Origin of the sequence: Streptosporangium sp. NBC_01755 (assembly GCF_035917995.1) — a bacterium.
Lineage (GTDB): Bacteria > Actinomycetota > Actinomycetes > Streptosporangiales > Streptosporangiaceae > Streptosporangium.
The window spans coordinates 6,385,707-6,400,828 of sequence record NZ_CP109131.1 but is presented as its reverse complement, the minus strand read 5'-3'; the positions used below and the strand labels follow the sequence as shown (position 1 = coordinate 6,400,828).

Below are 15,122 nucleotides of genomic sequence, written 5' to 3'. Positions count from 1 at the left end.
AGCCGACGGCCGCCGGACTCGGGGCTGCCGGACCGGCGCGGACGTACGCCTCCGCCCGACTCGGGGCTGCCGGACCGGCGCGAACATACGCCTCCGCCCAGCCCGCGAGGAGCGGGTTCAACCGATGGCCGCGACCAGGCGTTCAGCCAGCTCAGGGCTGCCGGCCCAGTGCAGGTGCAGGTAGGACGCGGCCAGAAGGGGCTCGGCGAAGCCGTCGGCCGCGCCCTTCCAGCGGAACAGCGGTGGCGTCGCGTGTCCGGGATCGGTGGCCGTGCGGTGGAACTCGTGGCCCCGGTAACGCTCGCCCTCTCGGGTGAGCACGGACTTGGCGGTCGCCACGGCGTCGCGGTAGCCCAGCGTGAGCCGGCCGGTCATCGTCGCGGTGATGTCGAGCCTTCCGCACATGGGATGGCCGTCGAGCTCGCGCGCCAGGTAGAGCAGCCCGGCGCACTCGGCGACGATCGGGCCGTCGAAGGCCGCCACCCGGTGGCGGAGCGGCTCGTTGGCGGACAGCTCCGCCGCGTACATCTCGGGAAAGCCACCGCCGATGACGACGGCACCGGCGTTCTCCGGTAGGCGCTCGTCCCTGAGCGGGTCAAAGGTCACCACCTCGGCCCCCGCCGCCGCGAGCAGCTCGACCTGCTCGGCGTACCCGAAGGTGAACGCCGCCCCGCCCGCCACGGCCACGACCGGCCGCCTGCCGTAGGGGGGCGCGGCCCCGGCGAAGGCCGGGGTCCAGGGATCCGCGGGCAGCGGCGGCGCCGAGCGCGCCAGGGCCACCAGTTCTTCGAGGTCGCAGGAGTCGGCGACCAGAGCGCCCATCCGCTCCACCGCCGCCACCGCGTCCCCGCTGCGCTCGGCCACCGGGATCAGCCCGAGATGGCGTGAAGGGGTGGCCACGCCGTCCACGCGCGGGATCACGCCCAGTACGGAGATGCCGCTCTCGTCCAGCGCGGCGCGGCAGATCTCCTCGTGCCGCCGCGAGCCGACCCGGTTGAGGATCACCCCGGCCAGCCGTACCCGGGTGTCGAAGGAGGCGAAGCCCTGCACGAGCGCGGCCACGGACCTGCCCTGCCGCGCGGCGTCCACCACGAGGACCACCGGCGCACCGATCAGCCGGGCCACGTGCGCGGTGGAGGCGAAGTCCTCGCTCCCGGCGCCGTCGTACAGGCCCATCACCCCCTCGACCACGGCGATGTCGGCGTCCCGCGCGCCGTGCAGGAAGAGCGGCGCGACCCGGTCCTCACCGGTCAGCCAGGGGTCGAGGTTGCGGCCGGGGCGCCCGGTGGCGAGCGCGTGGTAGCCGGGGTCGATGTAGTCGGGTCCCACCTTGTGCGGTGAGACACGCAGGCCCCGCGTGCGCAGTGCCGCCATCAGGCCGGTCGCGACGGTGGTCTTCCCGCTGCCCGAGGACGGCGCGGCGATCACCAGTCGCGGCACTACCATTCGATGCCCTTCTGGCCTTTCTGCCCGGCGTCCATCGGGTGCCTGACCTTCCCCATCTCGGTCACCAGGTCGGCGACCTCGACCAGTCTCGGGTCGGCGTCCCTGCCGGTGATCACAACGTGCTGGTTGCCCGGCCGCGCGACCAGGGTGGCGACCACGTCGTCCACGTCCAGCCAGCCCCATTTCAGCGGGTAGGTGAACTCGTCGAGTACGTAGAAGCGGTAGGTCTCCGCGGCCAGGTCGCGCCTGATCTGCTCCCAGCCCTCGCGGGCGTCGGCGGCGTGGTCCTCCTCGCTGCCCGGCCGCTGGATCCACGACCAGCCCTCGCCCATCTTGTGCCAGGTCACGGTGCCGCCCTCGGCGGACTCGCCGAGCACCACGAGCGCCCGCTCCTCACCGATGCGCCACTTGGCCGACTTGACGAACTGGAACACCCCGACCGGCCAGCCCTGGTTCCAGGCGCGCAGCGCCATCCCGAAGGCCGCGGTGGACTTCCCCTTACCGGGCCCGGTGTGCACGATCAGCAGCGGCCGGTTGCGGCGCTGACGCGTGGTGAGCCCGTCCTCGGGCACCGTCTCCGGCTTGCCCTGCGGCATCTCAGCCCGCCTTCCTGTAGTCGGTCCGGTGGTCACGGACGAGCCCGCCGAGCCCGCCGCCCGCCGCCAGCGCGTCGAGCCTCACGGCGGGCGCGCCCAGCCTGGCCGCGAGGTCGAGGGCCAGGCCGAGCCGTACCGGACCGCTCTCGCAGTCGACCACGACACCCGCCGTACCGGCGAGCAGCGCGGCGGTGGCCGCCAGGTCGGACCCCGAGGTGGCCCGGCCGTCGGTGACCACCACGAGCAGCGGCCTCCTGGTGGGGTCGCGTAGCCGCTCCACCCTGAGCACCTCGGCGGCCCGGCGCAGCCCGGCGGCCAGCGGGGTACGGCCGCCGGTCGGCAGCTCCCGCAGCCGCGCCGCGCCGACCTCGACCGAGGAGGTCGGGGGCAGCACCAGATCCGCCGTGGATCCCCTGAAGGTGATCAGCCCGATCTTGTCCCGCCGCTGGTAGGCGTCGAGCAGCAGGCTGAGCACGGCCGCCTTGACCTCGCGCATGCGCTGCCTGGCCGCCATGGAACCGCTCGCGTCCACCACGAAGAGCACCAGGTTGCCCTCCTTGCCCTCGCGGACGGCCTCGCGCAGGTCGGTGTCACGGACCAGCAGGCCGGGGCCGGTGCGTCCGCGCTCACGCTGGTACGGCGCGGCGGCGCGGAGCGTCGCCGACAGGTGCGGCCGCTGGAGCCGCCCGGCGGGAACCCGCGATCCGGTGGTCCGCCCGTTGGAAGTGCGGGCCCGCGACCGCCGTCCGGAGGCGCCGTCACCCAGGCCCGGCACCTGGAAGGGGCGCACCCGGTACGGTTCGGCGGCGGCGATCACCCGCTCGGCGGAGGGACGGTCCGGCGAGGCGCCGATCCCGTCGGAGGCATCCGGGACATCGGAGGCACCGGTCCCGGAATCACCGTCGCGCGAACCGCCGTTGTGCGAACCACCGCCGTCCACGCCATCGCCGTCCGCGCCCCCGTGCGGGCCACCCGCACCGGAACCATCACGCGCGGGACTTTCCGCGGAGCCGGTCTCGGGACCGTCCCCTGAGTTCACCGGACCGTCCGAACCACCCGAACCGCCCGAATCGCCCGGACCGCCGGAACCGCTCGGCCCTCCGTCCGGGTCGTCCGGGTCGTCGCCGCCGTGTTCCGCCAGGAGGTCGTCGAGGCGGGACTCGTCAAGGCCCGGCGCGTCGAACGGGTCGCGGCGGCGGCGGTGCGGCAGCGAGAGGCGAGCCGCCTCGCGTACGTCCTCGGCCGTGACCTCGGCGCCGCCGCGCCAGGCGGCGTGCGCGATGGCGGCATTGGCCGTGACCAGATCGGCCCTGAGCCCGTCCACCTCGAAGGCCGCGCACACCGCCGCGATCTGGCGCAGCCGGGCGTCGGGCAGCACGACCTTCGGGACCCGCTCCCTGGCCTCGGCGATCCGCCGTGCCAGGTCCGCCTCCTGTCCCGCCCACCCGGCGGCGAACCCGGCGGGATCGGCGTCGAAGGCCAGGCGGCGCCGTACGACCTCGGCCCGCTCGTCCGGATTCCTGGACGCCCGCACCTCGACGGTCAGCCCGAACCGGTCCAGAAGCTGTGGCCGCAGCTCGCCCTCCTCGGGGTTCATCGTGCCGACCAGCAGGAACCGCGCCGCGTGCCGTACCGAGACCGACTCGCGCTCGACGAAGCAGGTGCCGAGCGCGGCGGCGTCGAGCAGCAGGTCCACGAGATGGTCGTGCAGCAGGTTGACCTCGTCGACGTAGAGGACACCCCGATGCGCGGCGGCGAGCAGGCCGGGTTCGAACGCTCTGACCCCCTCGGTGAGCGCGCGCTCGATGTCGAGCGCGCCGACCAGCCGGTCCTCCGACGCGCCGACGGGCAACTCCACCAGCGCGGCCGGACGCTCCTGCCCACTCTCGCCCGCGCCGTGCGGGCCGTCGGGGCAGGCCGGATCCGGCTCGGCCGGGTCGCAGGAGAAGCGGCAGCCGGCGATCACCTTGACCGCGGGGAGCTGTGCGGCGAGCGCGCGGACGATCGTGGACTTGGCGGTCCCCTTCTCCCCTCGGACCAGCACACCACCCACCCGTGGGGAGACCGCGTTGAGTGTCAGCGCGAGCTTGAGGTCGTCGAGACCGACGACGGCACTGAACGGATAGGCACCGATCACGAGGTTTCTTTCTGCGAGATCCTGTTGACGTACCCGACCCGCCGAACGTTCAGTTCGGGGCCACCGCGAGCGCGTCGCGGCGGACGGCGCGCTGGACGGCGACGCCGTACAGGACGCCGATGGCCGACCAGAGCACGAGTTGCGTGCCGAGGGAGGACACCCGGAAGTCCCACAGCAACTGGGCGGGGAAGCCGTCGGGCACCTCGTTGATCGTCGGCAGCACGAACAGGGTGACGATGACGGGGACCAGGAAGCCGGCCGCGCCGGCGAGCCAGGGCCGGGCCGGCAGCCTGCGGGCGCAGGCCACACCCAGCGCCACGGACAGCAGGCCGATGGCGACCAGGACCAGGTACAGCGTGGTCCGGCTGCCGATGGTGTCCGGATCACCGATGGCGGGCGGGTTGGCCGGGTACTTGACGAACGGCACCAGCACGATCGCGACGAACGCGGTGGCGGCCATCGTCGCGGCCAGCACCACGTCGGAACGGGGTCCGATCCGGCCGCGCAGCCCGGCGAAGACGAGGGAGAAGATGCCTCCCACGGACATGCCGTACAGGGCCAGGGCGAGGAAGAGCCCGGCCTGCTGGCCGGACCGGCTGACCAGCGCCTCCTCCCCGTGGGAGTGCCCGGCCGCGGTCTGGGCGTGCGCGGCGGCCTCTTCGAGCGCGATGGCCTGGTCGATGTTCGGCTCGCCGAGCAGGTAGGCGAACACGGCGGCGATCAGCCCGGCGACCAGCCCGACGAGCAGGCCGCGGAGCAGCAGGGTACGTATCACGACGCGCGGCCTAGTGGCAGGGAACGCCGAGCAGGTGGCGCCCGTCGTGCATGAGTTCGTGCAGATAGTCGCCCGCCTGCGACACCGCCCCCTGGTCGAAGGTGACCAGGTAGGCCACCAGCAGGAGCAGCGGAACCGCCACGAGCCAGCGAGCCAGGTGGGAGAGGGGAACGGGCTGTGAAACGGACAGCTCACGCATGAGTAGCCTCCTTGGGGATGACGCGTCCCGACAGATGAGGACGCGGCGGCCAAGTAACCTGGCTCCCGGAACTCGCGTTCCGGATACAGTGGCGCGACCGCACCGGCTTCTCACCGGACTTCCCTCGGACCACCGCGAAATCGTCCGAAATGTAACTCTTTTTGTAGTGGATAGTCAACATAAGGTGATTCATTGCGGCATGCCGGATCCGGTTCCGTCTGCCGATCCGGCCGTCACGACCCGCTCACCGGCCCGGGATGGACGAGGTTTCTGGAGGTGAGCCTCTTCTTCGCGAGCCATACGACCGTGACGGCGACGGCGGACCGAGAAAGCCGGTGCGATCGGCCTCCGGACACCGGCCGGACGCGCGGCGGCCTCCGGAGGCCGCCGCGGCAGGTGCTCAGCGGGACACCCTGCGGAGCAGGTAGGTGTCCATGATCCAGCCCTTGCGCGCCCGCGCCTCGGCACGCAGCTCGCGGATGCGGTCGGCGACCTCGGACACCGGTCCGGCGACCAGGATCTCGTCCGGGGTGCCGATGTAGGCGCCCCAGTAGATGTCGAAGTCGTCGCCCAGATCGGCGCCCAGATCGGCGAAGGCACAGTGGGCGTCCAGCATGACGACGACGTCGTCGGCCGAGGGCCCCTCCTCGGCGAGACGCCGGCCGGTGGTGATGTGCACCGGCCGGGCGACCCGGGTCAGGCTGACGCGATGCCGGGCGGTGAGTGCGGACACGCTGCTGACACCGGGAATCACCTCGTGCTCGAACCGGACCGAGCCCCGCTGGTGGATCTCCTCGACGATGGCCAGGGTGCTGTCGTACAGGCCAGGATCCCCCCACACCAGGAAGGCACCCGTCTGCCCCTCGTCGAGCTCGTCACGGATGAACCGCTCGCAGATGTCGGCGCGGCGCGAGCGCCAGTCCTCGACCGCGGGGGCGTAGGCGGGGGTGGTCCGGTCACGCTCGGGGTCACCGGCCTCGACGATCCGGTACGGCGGGCGGGCGTGCGCGTCGACGAGGTCGTGCCGCAACTGGACGAGGTCATGCTTGGCCTCACCCTTGTCCAGGACGAAGAACACGTCGGTACGGGCGATGGCCTTGACCGCCTGGAGGGTGAGATGGTCGGGATCACCGGCGCCGATGCCGATGATGAGGATTCGCTTCACTTGCCAGAGTCTGCCCGTACCGCTTCGAGACTCGCCACAGGGGGCCGCCCCGGCGGATGTCCACCCCATCCACCCGCACGGCCGCCGCGTCCATGTGCTGTCCCGCAACGGCGCCTCAGCCACCGGAGAGCTGCGGATGAACACCTTCGACGCCGGTCACGCCTCCGGGAACAACCCCGCATGATCAGCCGTCGCCGCCCAGGCCGGGCGAGGGCGTGGCGAGCTGGAACCAGACGCTCGTGCTTCCGGGGGATCGGTGGAAGCCCCAGCGTGCCGCCAGTGTGTCGACCAGGGCGAGCCCTCTGCCACTCGGGGCCTCCTCCTCCGCCTGCCTCGGGTAGGGGATCCTGGACGAACCGCAGTCCCGGACCGCGACCAGCACGCCGCCGGTCGCGAACGCCAGCGAGACGAGGAACTCCCGCTGGACGGCATGCCGGATCACGTTCCCGGCAAGCTCGCTGGTGAGCAGGACGGCGTCGTCCCTACGGGGGTGCTCTTCCCCCAGCAGGTCGGCGACGAAGGTGCGTGCGGGTCTGACCTGCGAGGCCGTGGCCGCGAACCGGCGGGAAAAGCTCGGGGAGGCGGACAGCACGTCCAGCGCGAACAGCTGCCAGTCCAAACCCGAGAACCTCCGATCAGCGCCGTTGAACCGTCTACCCCGGAACAATCCGGAGATCCCGCCGACGATCAGAGCACGCGAACGCTTCACGATCATCCCTGTCCCTTCCCTCGTCCACGGTGCCGATCGGCCCGGGAACGTTCCACAGCCGCCTGACACGACTCGACTCCATGGCGGTACGCCACCGCCCGGCAGATCCTCACGGTCGTCACCTCCCGCGACGAGAGCGGCGTCCCCGACACTTCAGGCACCGAGCCTGCTCGACCTTGATTACGAAACGCTTTTGGTCGATCTCCCTTGGTGACCGACTGCTGAGGTCTACAGTGAGCTTTGCGGTTCCGGTGCGCAAGCTGGTTGAGCGAAATAGTTACGCCAAGTTCCAATTTCGGCTCACCTTGATCAGGCTCATCACTGCGGGAGGGAAAATGAACACAGACATACCGTCACTTCGGCAGCGCTGGCTCGGCGCGAAGCTGGCAGAACTTCGAGCGGCGGCGGGAATCCCCTCACTTGCCATAGCAGCAGACAAATGCAAACGCTCCACGGCCTCACTCAGCCGCATCGAAAACGGCATCGTCGGTATCCCACCCCGCGACGTGCCTCCGATCCTGGACGCCTACGGAGTCACCGACCTAAACGTCCGCGACAAGCTCATGGTCGTCGCAGCTGAGATACAGCAGGAACGGCGCGGCTGGTGGGTCGAGCACGGCGACGCGTTGGCGCCTTCGTACGTAGACCTGATACGGCTCGAATCGACGGCGACCGAGATCCAAACTTACGAGGCCTATCTGATGCCGGGGCTACTACAGACGGAGGCGTATGCCCGGACGTTCGTGTCCGCCATGCAAGGTCTGAGCAGCGCCACCGAGCTCGGGGAGTTCGTCGCCGTCCGGACGACACGCAAGACCATCCTCAGGAGGCAGGAACCGGTTACCCTACGCGCCCTGATCAGCGAGGTCGCTCTCCGCCACCCCATCGGCGGCCCCGAGGTCTTCCGTGATCAGATCGAGTATCTACGCGAGTGCGCGGCGTGGCCCAACGTCACACTGCAGGTTCTGCCGTTCACCAGCCAACCTCATCCTGGAATGTCAGGCGCCTTCACCATCCTGCGTCTTCCCAGCTTGGACGTCGCGCATGTCGAAACGATGAACACCGACGCCTACATCGAGGACGAACACAGCGTCGAGCAGTATCTACGGGCTTTCGATCACCTCTGCGGCCTTGCCCTGAGTCCCGATAAATCAGACTCCTTTCTCAGCGAGATAGCCGTTACGCTCTAAATGGCATGATTTATCCAGGAAGGACGCTCAACGATGGTTGGCGATCGGTATTCCTGCGGAATCTGGCGTAAGAGCACTCGCAGCGGCGCCCAGAGCAACTGCGTCGAAGCCCGATTCGACGGCACCACCGTCTGGCTGCACAACTCCAACAACCCTTCCCCCCAGGGCCCCACCATCGCCATCACCCCGAAGACCTGGCTCACCCTCCTCGACCAGGTTCAAGCGGGCAACCTCACCCCCCAGAAACTGAACTCCCCCACCCTCCTCGCAGGCCTCCTGCTCATCGGCTTCGACGGCGAACACATCACCGTGCGAGACAACGACACCCCCACCGTCCACTACACCCTCGACGAATGGCACGCCTTCCTCGACGGCGTAACCCACGACGGCGAGTTCACCCTTCCCTGGCTCCTCGGCATCCCGGCCAACGCCTGACCCGCGACCACCTGGCGGGAGCCGATGCCACCGGCTCAGACGAGCCGCCACTCCTGGTTCTTCCGTCCCCTTACACAGGTCACCTGCTTGACGTTGACCCCGTCCACGATCAGACCGTTCTGCACGTCCAGGCACATGCCGGTGTGCCGGACCACGACCGCGAAGTAACCGTTGTCCCTCTGGACGAGCTTCCACTCCTGGTTGCGATGTCCGGGTACGCAGGTCCACAGCCGGAGGCCGGCACCACTGTGCCTGTCGTTCGGCACCACCTCCATGCACAAACCGCTGTCTGTGGACCTGAAGTTGTAGTAGCCGTCGCTGGTCGCCGTCAGGTTCCACTCCTGGCCCTGATGGTCGACGCTACAGGGCCACTGCTGGACATCGGCCCCCAACTTCAGCTCATCACTCAGGGTGAACACATCCAGGCACTTGTCACTGTGACGGGTCATCAGGATCGCGGTGAACTTGGCTCGGAGCCCTCCCTGCGCACCGGCGACCCCACCGGCCGTCGCCCGCGCGGCCGCCGGAACGGCGAGCAGGGCCGCCGCCAGGACAAACACCTGACCAGCGTGAAAAAGCCTCATCGAACCTCCCGATACGCTCCCTAAAGATCAACAAACCCTTGATAACACGAATCGCCCAACGTAGCGACTCGCTACGCCAAGTAATCGATATCGTGTCGCGTCCTCGGGCGACAGACCATCACCACCGGCGGAAATCCCGCTCAGGCAAGCCGCCACTCCTGGCTCGCCCGCCCCCTGACACAGGTCCACTGCAGGGCGTTGGTCCCATCCCCCGTGCCGCTCCCCTGCATGTCCAGGCACTTGCCGCTGTGGCGGGCCACCAGGACGAAGTAACCGTTGGCCCTCTGGCCCAGCCACCACTCCTCGCTGTAGCGCCCGCTCGTGCAGGTCCACTGCCGGACGTTGGCCCCAGCGCGCAGGTCACCGTCCATCACATGCAGGCACTTACCGCTGTGCGCGGCCCGAATGGTGTAGTAACCAGCGTTGGTCGCCGTCAGGTTCCACTCCTGATTGGCGCCGCCGTCGCAGGTCCACTGCTGAACGTCGGCCCCGTCCTTCATGGCGGAGTGCAGCACGTCCAGGCACTTGCCACTGTTGCGGGACACCAGGATCGCGGCGAACTTGGCTCGGAGCCCTCCCTGCACACCGGCGACCCCACCGGCCGTCGCCCGCGCGGCCGCCGGAGCGGCAAGCAGGGCCGCCGCCAGGACAAACACCTGACCAGCGTGAAAAAGCCTCATCGAACCTCCCGATACGCTCCCTAAAGATCAACAAACCCTTGATAACATGAATCACCCAACGTAGCGACTCGCTACGCCAAGTAATCGATATCGTGTCGCGTCCCGGGGACCCTCAGCTCAGGCGAGTCCGCACCGTCGAGTCACGCGAGCCGCCACTCCTGGTTCTTCCATCCCCTGACGCAGGTCCACTGCCGGAGTCGGGCACCATCACGCACGTCACCGTCCATCACCTGCAGGCACTTGCCGCTGTGGCGGGCCACCAGAACAAAGTAACCGTCGTCCCTCTGGCTGAGCCCCCACTCCTGGTTACGGGCCCCGATCATGCAGGTCCACTGCTGGATGCCGGCTCCGATGCTCCTGCTGTCGCCCACGACGTCCAGGCACTTACCGCTGTGCATGGCCTTGAAGGTGTAGTAGCCACCACCCGTCGCCGTCAGGCTCCAGTCCTGACTTTCCTTCCCGTCGCAGGTCCGCTGCTGGACGTTGGCCCCGTCCTCCATCCCACCGGCCACCACGTCCAGGCACTTGCCACTGTGCCGGGCCACCAGGTTGGCCCTGAACCTCCCCTCAACCCGCCCCGGCGCACCGGCGGCCACGACATCCGCCGCCGGCGCGCCGGCGAACGGGACGACAAGCAGGGTCGCGGCGAGAGCCAGGACCTGGCCGACGCTAACGAGTCTCATCGAACCTCCCGAGATACTCCTTAAAGATCAACAAACCCTTGATAACACGAATCACCCAACGTAGCGACCAACTACGTCAGGTAATCAACTCGTGTCGCACCCCCGGTAGCGCCTCGTCAAGTGAGGACGGGGGCAGGCGTTTCCGAACAACGCGCGACGGCCGACGAGGTTGTCCGGAGCCTGTTCGCGAGCGCGAAACAGCTTCTGGTTCAAGATCAAAGAATGGCGAACGGTTTCGGTGCCCGTTCACCGGTGCGAGTCCGTCCTTCACCGGCAGGCAGGGGAGATCCGCGCGGCGGGACCCCGGAAACGGCGGGACCTCGGAAATCGAGTAGGGGGACGGGTCGCCCGTCCCCCTCTCACACCACCGGACATGCGGGCCCGCATCCGGCGGTTCGTCAAGCCGTGGTTCTGAGCCTGCGCCAGGTGTTCTGAAGGCCCAGCAGACCAAGGTCATCCCAGTGAGCGTTGGGCAGAGCCCGTTGAAGGACCACTGACCCGGCGATGCGCCAGTACCCCTTGCTGCTGGCCGCCCATTCCCGCGCGGTGCGGTCAGGGATGCCAAGATGGCGAAGGTTCCGACGCCTGGCCGCCCAGCGCTTCCATTCCTTCCAGCGGATCTGCCGCATCCGGCGGTGCAGCCACTTATCCAACTCACGCAGCCGCCGTGACAGCCCGGCGAGCTGGAAGTAGGCCATCCACCCGGTGATGTAGGCATTGAGCCTGTCGATTCTGCAGATCATCGACACGCTCCACCTGCGACTGGTCAACTCCCGGATGCGATCCTTGAACCGGCTCATCGCCTTGGGATCGACCCGGATGCCGACGCCTGATCGGGAGAAGTAGAACCCGAACCCCAGCAACGTCGCCTCACGCGCGTGCCGGACCGAGGACTTCTCCCGGTTCACCTTGAGTTTTAACCGCTGCTCGACCACGGTTGTCACCGAGTCGAGCACCCTCGTGGCAGCTCGCCTGCTGCGCACGAAGACCCGAAGGTCGTCGGCGTAGCGCACGAACCGATGACCGCGCCGCCACAACTCCCGGTCCAGATCATCCAGCATGATGTTCGACAAGATCGGCGACAGCGGGGAACCCTGCGGGGTCCCCTCCCTGCTCGCCGAAACGATCCCGTCGATCATCACCCCGGCCTCCAGATACGCCCGGATGAGCCTCAACATCCTGCGGTCAGACACCTTGCGCGCCACCCGCGCCATCAGGATGTCGAAATCGACCCGATCGAAGAACCGGTCCAAATCGACATCCACGACCCACCGATGGCCATCCTCGACCGCCCGCCGCGCGACCCGCACCGCCTGATGAGCGGACTTGCCGGGACGGAACCCGAAACTGGCCCCGCTGAAATGCGGGTCGAAGATCGGCGTCAGGACCTGCGCGATCGCCTGCTGGATCAACCTGTCCAGCGCAGAGGGCACTCCCAGCAACCGCTCCCCTGATCCTCCGGGCTTGGGGATCACCACCCGGCGGACCGGCAACGGCCGGTAGCCACCCGCGTCCAAAGCCTCCCGCACGCCCGCCCAGTGCTCACGGATCCACGGCCGCAACTGCTCCGTGCCCATCCCGTCCACACCCGGCGCGCCCCGGTTGACCTCCACACGCCTCAACGCCCTGCCCAGGTTGCCCGGCGAGAGGAACTCCTCCCACACCGACACCTCCAGGCCAGGGATCACCGCCTCCGACAAGGGCACCGACCGGCCACTACGCTCCGCCATGGGCACTGACGGACTCACCGTCTCCTCCCACCACGGGCCCGCGTTCGCGGGGTGGCTGCGATCACCGCGACCGGCACGAGCACCTCACCTTCCACCGTGACACTCGACGTTCGGCCCTTCCCGGCTGATTGTCCGTTCCCCTCACCGGTACTACGGCCTCTGCTGACTTCTGCCCGGTCAGACCCCGGCCTCACGACCAGACCCGTCGGCGCGGCGACACCAACAGCACAACCGACACCCGAGCAGATCTCCCCAGGTAAGAACGACCACTTTCCCCCTACGCCCGCCGCGTTTACGTGCCGATCCTGTCGATGGTGACGGGCTTCGCCTTCGCGTGCAGGCTCACCCAGATCGACCCGCCTTCTACGCGGTTCGTATCCCTCGGTGCAGGGTTTCGCCTCGGGCTTCCTCCAGACCCCGCCTCACGACGACGCCCTTGCCTCCGGCTCGGAGTTAGCACCACCTCTTCCTCCAGGGGACTTACACCCCCAAGCGATCGCCCATGCTGGGCGCACACGACGAACGGCCCGGCGCGGGCCGGGCCGTTCGTGATGGGGTTCTTACTTCTTCTTCTGCCCCTGGCGCTTCTCGCGGATCTTCATGGTGACCTCGATGGGCGATCCGGCGAAGCCGAACTCCTCGCGAATCCGGCGCTCGATGAAGCGACGGTAGGTCTCCTCCAGGAAGCCCGAGGTGAACAGCACGAACTTCGGCGGCTCCGTCGACGCCTGCGTGGCGAAGAGGATCTTGGGCTGCTTGCCGCTGCGGACCGGTGGCGGGGTGGCCGCGACCAGGTCGGTCAGGAAGGCGTTGAGGCGGGCGGTGGGCACCCGGGTCGACCAGGAGTCGAGCGCCTTCTCGATCGCCGGGACGAGCCGTTCGACGTGCCAGCCGGTCTTGGCGGAGATGTTGGCCCGCAGCGCCCACGGCACGCGGACCAGCTGGCGGTCGATCTCCTTCTCCAGGTAGTAGCGGCGGTCCTCGTCCAGCAGATCCCACTTGTTGAACGCCACGACCATGCACCGGCCTGACTCGATCACCAGCGAGATGATCCGCAGATCCTGCTCGGTCAGCACCTCGCTGGCGTCGATGAGCACCACCGCGATCTCCGAGCGCTCCAGCGCGGCCCTGGTGCGCATGCTCGCGTAGAAGTCGGCGCCCTTGAGCTCACGGTCGCGCCGCCGGATACCGGCGGTGTCGACGAAGCGCCAGGGCTTGCCGCCGAGCTCGATCAGCTCGTCCACCGGGTCTCGGGTGGTGCCCGCCATCGGGTCGACGAGCACGCGCTCCTGGCCGGCGAGCTGGTTCAGCAGCGAGGACTTGCCCACGTTGGGCTTGCCGACCAGGGCGACCCTGCGCGGCCCGCGCTCGGCGCCGAACCGCTGCTCGGGCGTGTCCGGCAGCTTGTCGAGGATCACGTCCAGCAGGTCACCGCTGGAGCGGCCGTGCAGGGCGGAGACCGGCTGCGGCTCGCCCAGGCCGAGGGACCACAACCCGGCGGCCTCCAGCTCCATCTGCTGGTTGTCCACCTTGTTGGCGGCGAGGATGACCGGCTTGCCCGACGCGCGCAGCACGTGGCCGACGATCTCGTCCGCGTCGGTCACGCCCACCACGGCGTCGGTCACGAACAGGATCACATCGGCCAGCTCGGCCGCCACCTGGGCCTGCTCGGCGATCTTCAACGCCATGCCGGTCGCGTCCGGGTCCCACCCACCGGTGTCGACCACCGTGAACCGGCGCCCGCGCCAGGTGGCGTCGTAGGTGACCCGGTCGCGGGTCACCCCCGGCACGTCCTCCACGACCGCCTCGCGGCGGCCGATGATCCGGTTGACCAGTGTGGACTTGCCCACGTTGGGGCGGCCCACCACGGCCACGACCGGCTGCGGGGCGGTGTCCGGCCCCGCCTCCTGAGAGCTGTGATCGGTCCCTGAATCGGCGAGCTCCGCGTCGATCCAGCCGTTGTCGTCGTCGTATTCCCCGGTCACGCCTTTTCCTTAATCACACGCAGTATTTCGGCGATGACCTCTTCGAGGTTCAGCGCCGTGGTGTCGAGCTCGACGGCGTCGGCCGCCTTCGCCAGCGGGTCTGCCTTCCTGGTCGAGTCAAGGGTGTCGCGGCGAGCCATCGCGGCCCGCTGTGCCTCCACCGTGGTGCCGGTGAGCTCCGCCGTGCGGCGCAGCGCCCTGGCGTCCGCGCTCGCGGTCAGATAGATCTTGACCACCGCGTCGGGCGCCACCACCGTGCCGATGTCACGGCCCTCGACGACGATGCCGCCGGAACCGATGATCTCACGCTGCTCGGCCACCAGGCGGCGCCGTACCTCGGGCACCGCGCTGACCGCCGAGACGGCCGCGGTGACCTCGGCGGTGCGGATCGGCGCGGCGGCGTCGATGCCGTCGACCGCCACCGCGGGAGCGTCGGGGTCGGTGCCCAGGGTGAGGATCGGGTCGAGCGCCCTGGCCGTGATCGCCCCGGGGTCGGCGAGATCGACGCCCCGCTGGAGCATCCACCAGGTGATCGCCCGGTACATCGCCCCGGTATCGAGATAACGCAGCCCCAGCGCCCGCGCCACCCCTCGTGACGCGCTCGACTTGCCCGATCCCGAAGGACCGTCCATGGCGACGACCAGTCCGGTCACGACGCCTTCTCCCTTACAGCCCGCTTCAGTTGTCCGTACGAGGCTACCGGGAGCCGGGCAGGAACCGCGCATCGAGCGAGCGGACCGCCGCGAGGGTGGCCCCTGTGGCAGACCGCCCCAGACGCCGAAGTGGCAGCCGCGCCGGACGATCATGA

General features: G+C 69.1%; 15 protein-coding genes and 1 riboswitch. Of the genes, 2 read left to right on the top strand and 13 right to left on the bottom strand.

Annotated elements, in window-relative coordinates; all coding sequences use genetic code 11:
* Positions 1-117 precede the first annotated feature (117 nt).
* From OG884_RS30375 to OG884_RS30345, 7 genes are all read right to left on the bottom strand, one after another.
* A complete protein-coding gene (locus OG884_RS30375) occupies positions 118-1,446 on the bottom strand; it encodes a cobyrinate a,c-diamide synthase (RefSeq protein WP_326638537.1) in 1,329 nt (442 codons plus the stop codon).
* Positions 1,440-2,042: a cob(I)yrinic acid a,c-diamide adenosyltransferase gene (gene cobO, locus OG884_RS30370; protein WP_326638535.1), complete on the bottom strand. Its 603-nt coding sequence runs from the start codon at positions 2,040-2,042 to the stop codon at positions 1,440-1,442. The genes OG884_RS30375 and cobO overlap by 7 nt, the downstream gene beginning before the upstream one ends.
* A 1-nt stretch (position 2,043) precedes the next feature.
* Entirely contained in the window at positions 2,044-4,179 is a 2,136-nt protein-coding gene (locus tag OG884_RS30365) for a magnesium chelatase subunit D family protein (protein WP_326638534.1), read from the bottom strand.
* 49 nt (positions 4,180-4,228) lie between these two features.
* Positions 4,229-4,954 carry a CbtA family protein gene (locus OG884_RS30360; RefSeq protein ID WP_326638532.1) on the bottom strand — a complete coding sequence of 242 codons (726 nt, stop codon included), beginning with the start codon at positions 4,952-4,954 and terminating at the stop codon, positions 4,229-4,231.
* A gap of 10 nt (positions 4,955-4,964) precedes the next feature.
* Positions 4,965-5,153, bottom strand: coding sequence for a CbtB domain-containing protein (locus OG884_RS30355; protein ID WP_326638530.1), 189 nt, complete (start codon positions 5,151-5,153; stop codon positions 4,965-4,967).
* A gap of 3 nt (positions 5,154-5,156) precedes the next feature.
* Positions 5,157-5,303: riboswitch (adenosylcobalamin (AdoCbl) riboswitch) on the bottom strand.
* Positions 5,304-5,553: 250 nt separating this feature from the next.
* The gene (gene cobF, locus OG884_RS30350; RefSeq protein ID WP_326638529.1) at positions 5,554-6,318 is read right to left on the bottom strand and encodes a precorrin-6A synthase (deacetylating); all 765 of its coding nucleotides are present in this window, start codon (positions 6,316-6,318) and stop codon (positions 5,554-5,556) included.
* A gap of 184 nt (positions 6,319-6,502) precedes the next feature.
* Positions 6,503-7,033, bottom strand: a complete 531-nt coding sequence (locus OG884_RS30345) for an ATP-binding protein (protein ID WP_326638527.1) — start codon at positions 7,031-7,033, stop codon at positions 6,503-6,505.
* A gap of 329 nt (positions 7,034-7,362) precedes the next feature.
* Between OG884_RS30345 and OG884_RS30340 the strand changes: the two genes are divergently transcribed.
* Together OG884_RS30340 and OG884_RS30335 are read left to right on the top strand one after the other, a co-directional pair.
* Positions 7,363-8,217, top strand: a complete 855-nt coding sequence (locus OG884_RS30340) for a helix-turn-helix domain-containing protein (RefSeq protein ID WP_326638525.1) — start codon at positions 7,363-7,365, stop codon at positions 8,215-8,217.
* Positions 8,218-8,250: 33 nt separating this feature from the next.
* The gene (locus tag OG884_RS30335; RefSeq protein WP_326638524.1) at positions 8,251-8,652 is read left to right on the top strand and encodes a DUF397 domain-containing protein; all 402 of its coding nucleotides are present in this window, start codon (positions 8,251-8,253) and stop codon (positions 8,650-8,652) included.
* A gap of 35 nt (positions 8,653-8,687) precedes the next feature.
* On the opposite strand, the gene OG884_RS30330 is transcribed toward OG884_RS30335, so the two are convergent.
* From OG884_RS30330 to cmk, 6 genes are all read right to left on the bottom strand, one after another.
* Positions 8,688-9,236, bottom strand: a complete 549-nt coding sequence (locus OG884_RS30330; protein WP_326638523.1) for an RICIN domain-containing protein — start codon at positions 9,234-9,236, stop codon at positions 8,688-8,690.
* A 140-nt stretch (positions 9,237-9,376) separates the two neighbouring features.
* Complete coding sequence (locus OG884_RS30325; protein ID WP_326638521.1) at positions 9,377-9,916, bottom strand: RICIN domain-containing protein; 540 nt, start codon at positions 9,914-9,916, stop codon at positions 9,377-9,379.
* Positions 9,917-10,056: 140 nt separating this feature from the next.
* Positions 10,057-10,599, bottom strand: coding sequence for an RICIN domain-containing protein (locus OG884_RS30320; protein ID WP_326638519.1), 543 nt, complete (start codon positions 10,597-10,599; stop codon positions 10,057-10,059).
* Between the two features lie 398 nt (positions 10,600-10,997).
* Entirely contained in the window at positions 10,998-12,329 is a 1,332-nt protein-coding gene (gene ltrA, locus OG884_RS30315; RefSeq protein ID WP_326635403.1) for a group II intron reverse transcriptase/maturase, read from the bottom strand.
* Between the two features lie 560 nt (positions 12,330-12,889).
* Positions 12,890-14,314: a ribosome biogenesis GTPase Der gene (gene der, locus OG884_RS30310; RefSeq protein WP_326638518.1), complete on the bottom strand. Its 1,425-nt coding sequence runs from the start codon at positions 14,312-14,314 to the stop codon at positions 12,890-12,892.
* Positions 14,311-14,967 carry a (d)CMP kinase gene (gene cmk, locus OG884_RS30305; protein ID WP_326638516.1) on the bottom strand — a complete coding sequence of 219 codons (657 nt, stop codon included), beginning with the start codon at positions 14,965-14,967 and terminating at the stop codon, positions 14,311-14,313. The genes der and cmk overlap by 4 nt, the downstream gene beginning before the upstream one ends.
* Between the last annotated feature and the right edge of the window lie 155 nt (positions 14,968-15,122).

Bases quoted from the DNA above. Each gene is read 5' to 3' on its own strand.
- OG884_RS30375 (WP_326638537.1), bottom strand. From the start codon at position 1,446: ATGGTAGTGCCGCGACTGGTGATCGCCGCGCCGTCCTCGGGCAGCGGG.
- cobO (WP_326638535.1), bottom strand. From the start codon at position 2,042: ATGCCGCAGGGCAAGCCGGAGACGGTGCCCGAGGACGGGCTCACCACG.
- OG884_RS30355 (WP_326638530.1), bottom strand. From the start codon at position 5,153: ATGCGTGAGCTGTCCGTTTCACAGCCCGTTCCCCTCTCCCACCTGGCT.
- OG884_RS30345 (WP_326638527.1), bottom strand. From the start codon at position 7,033: ATGATCGTGAAGCGTTCGCGTGCTCTGATCGTCGGCGGGATCTCCGGA.
- OG884_RS30340 (WP_326638525.1), top strand. From the start codon at position 7,363: ATGAACACAGACATACCGTCACTTCGGCAGCGCTGGCTCGGCGCGAAG.
- OG884_RS30335 (WP_326638524.1), top strand. From the start codon at position 8,251: ATGGTTGGCGATCGGTATTCCTGCGGAATCTGGCGTAAGAGCACTCGC.
- OG884_RS30330 (WP_326638523.1), bottom strand. From the start codon at position 9,236: ATGAGGCTTTTTCACGCTGGTCAGGTGTTTGTCCTGGCGGCGGCCCTG.
- OG884_RS30325 (WP_326638521.1), bottom strand. From the start codon at position 9,916: ATGAGGCTTTTTCACGCTGGTCAGGTGTTTGTCCTGGCGGCGGCCCTG.
- OG884_RS30320 (WP_326638519.1), bottom strand. From the start codon at position 10,599: ATGAGACTCGTTAGCGTCGGCCAGGTCCTGGCTCTCGCCGCGACCCTG.
- ltrA (WP_326635403.1), bottom strand. From the start codon at position 12,329: ATGGCGGAGCGTAGTGGCCGGTCGGTGCCCTTGTCGGAGGCGGTGATC.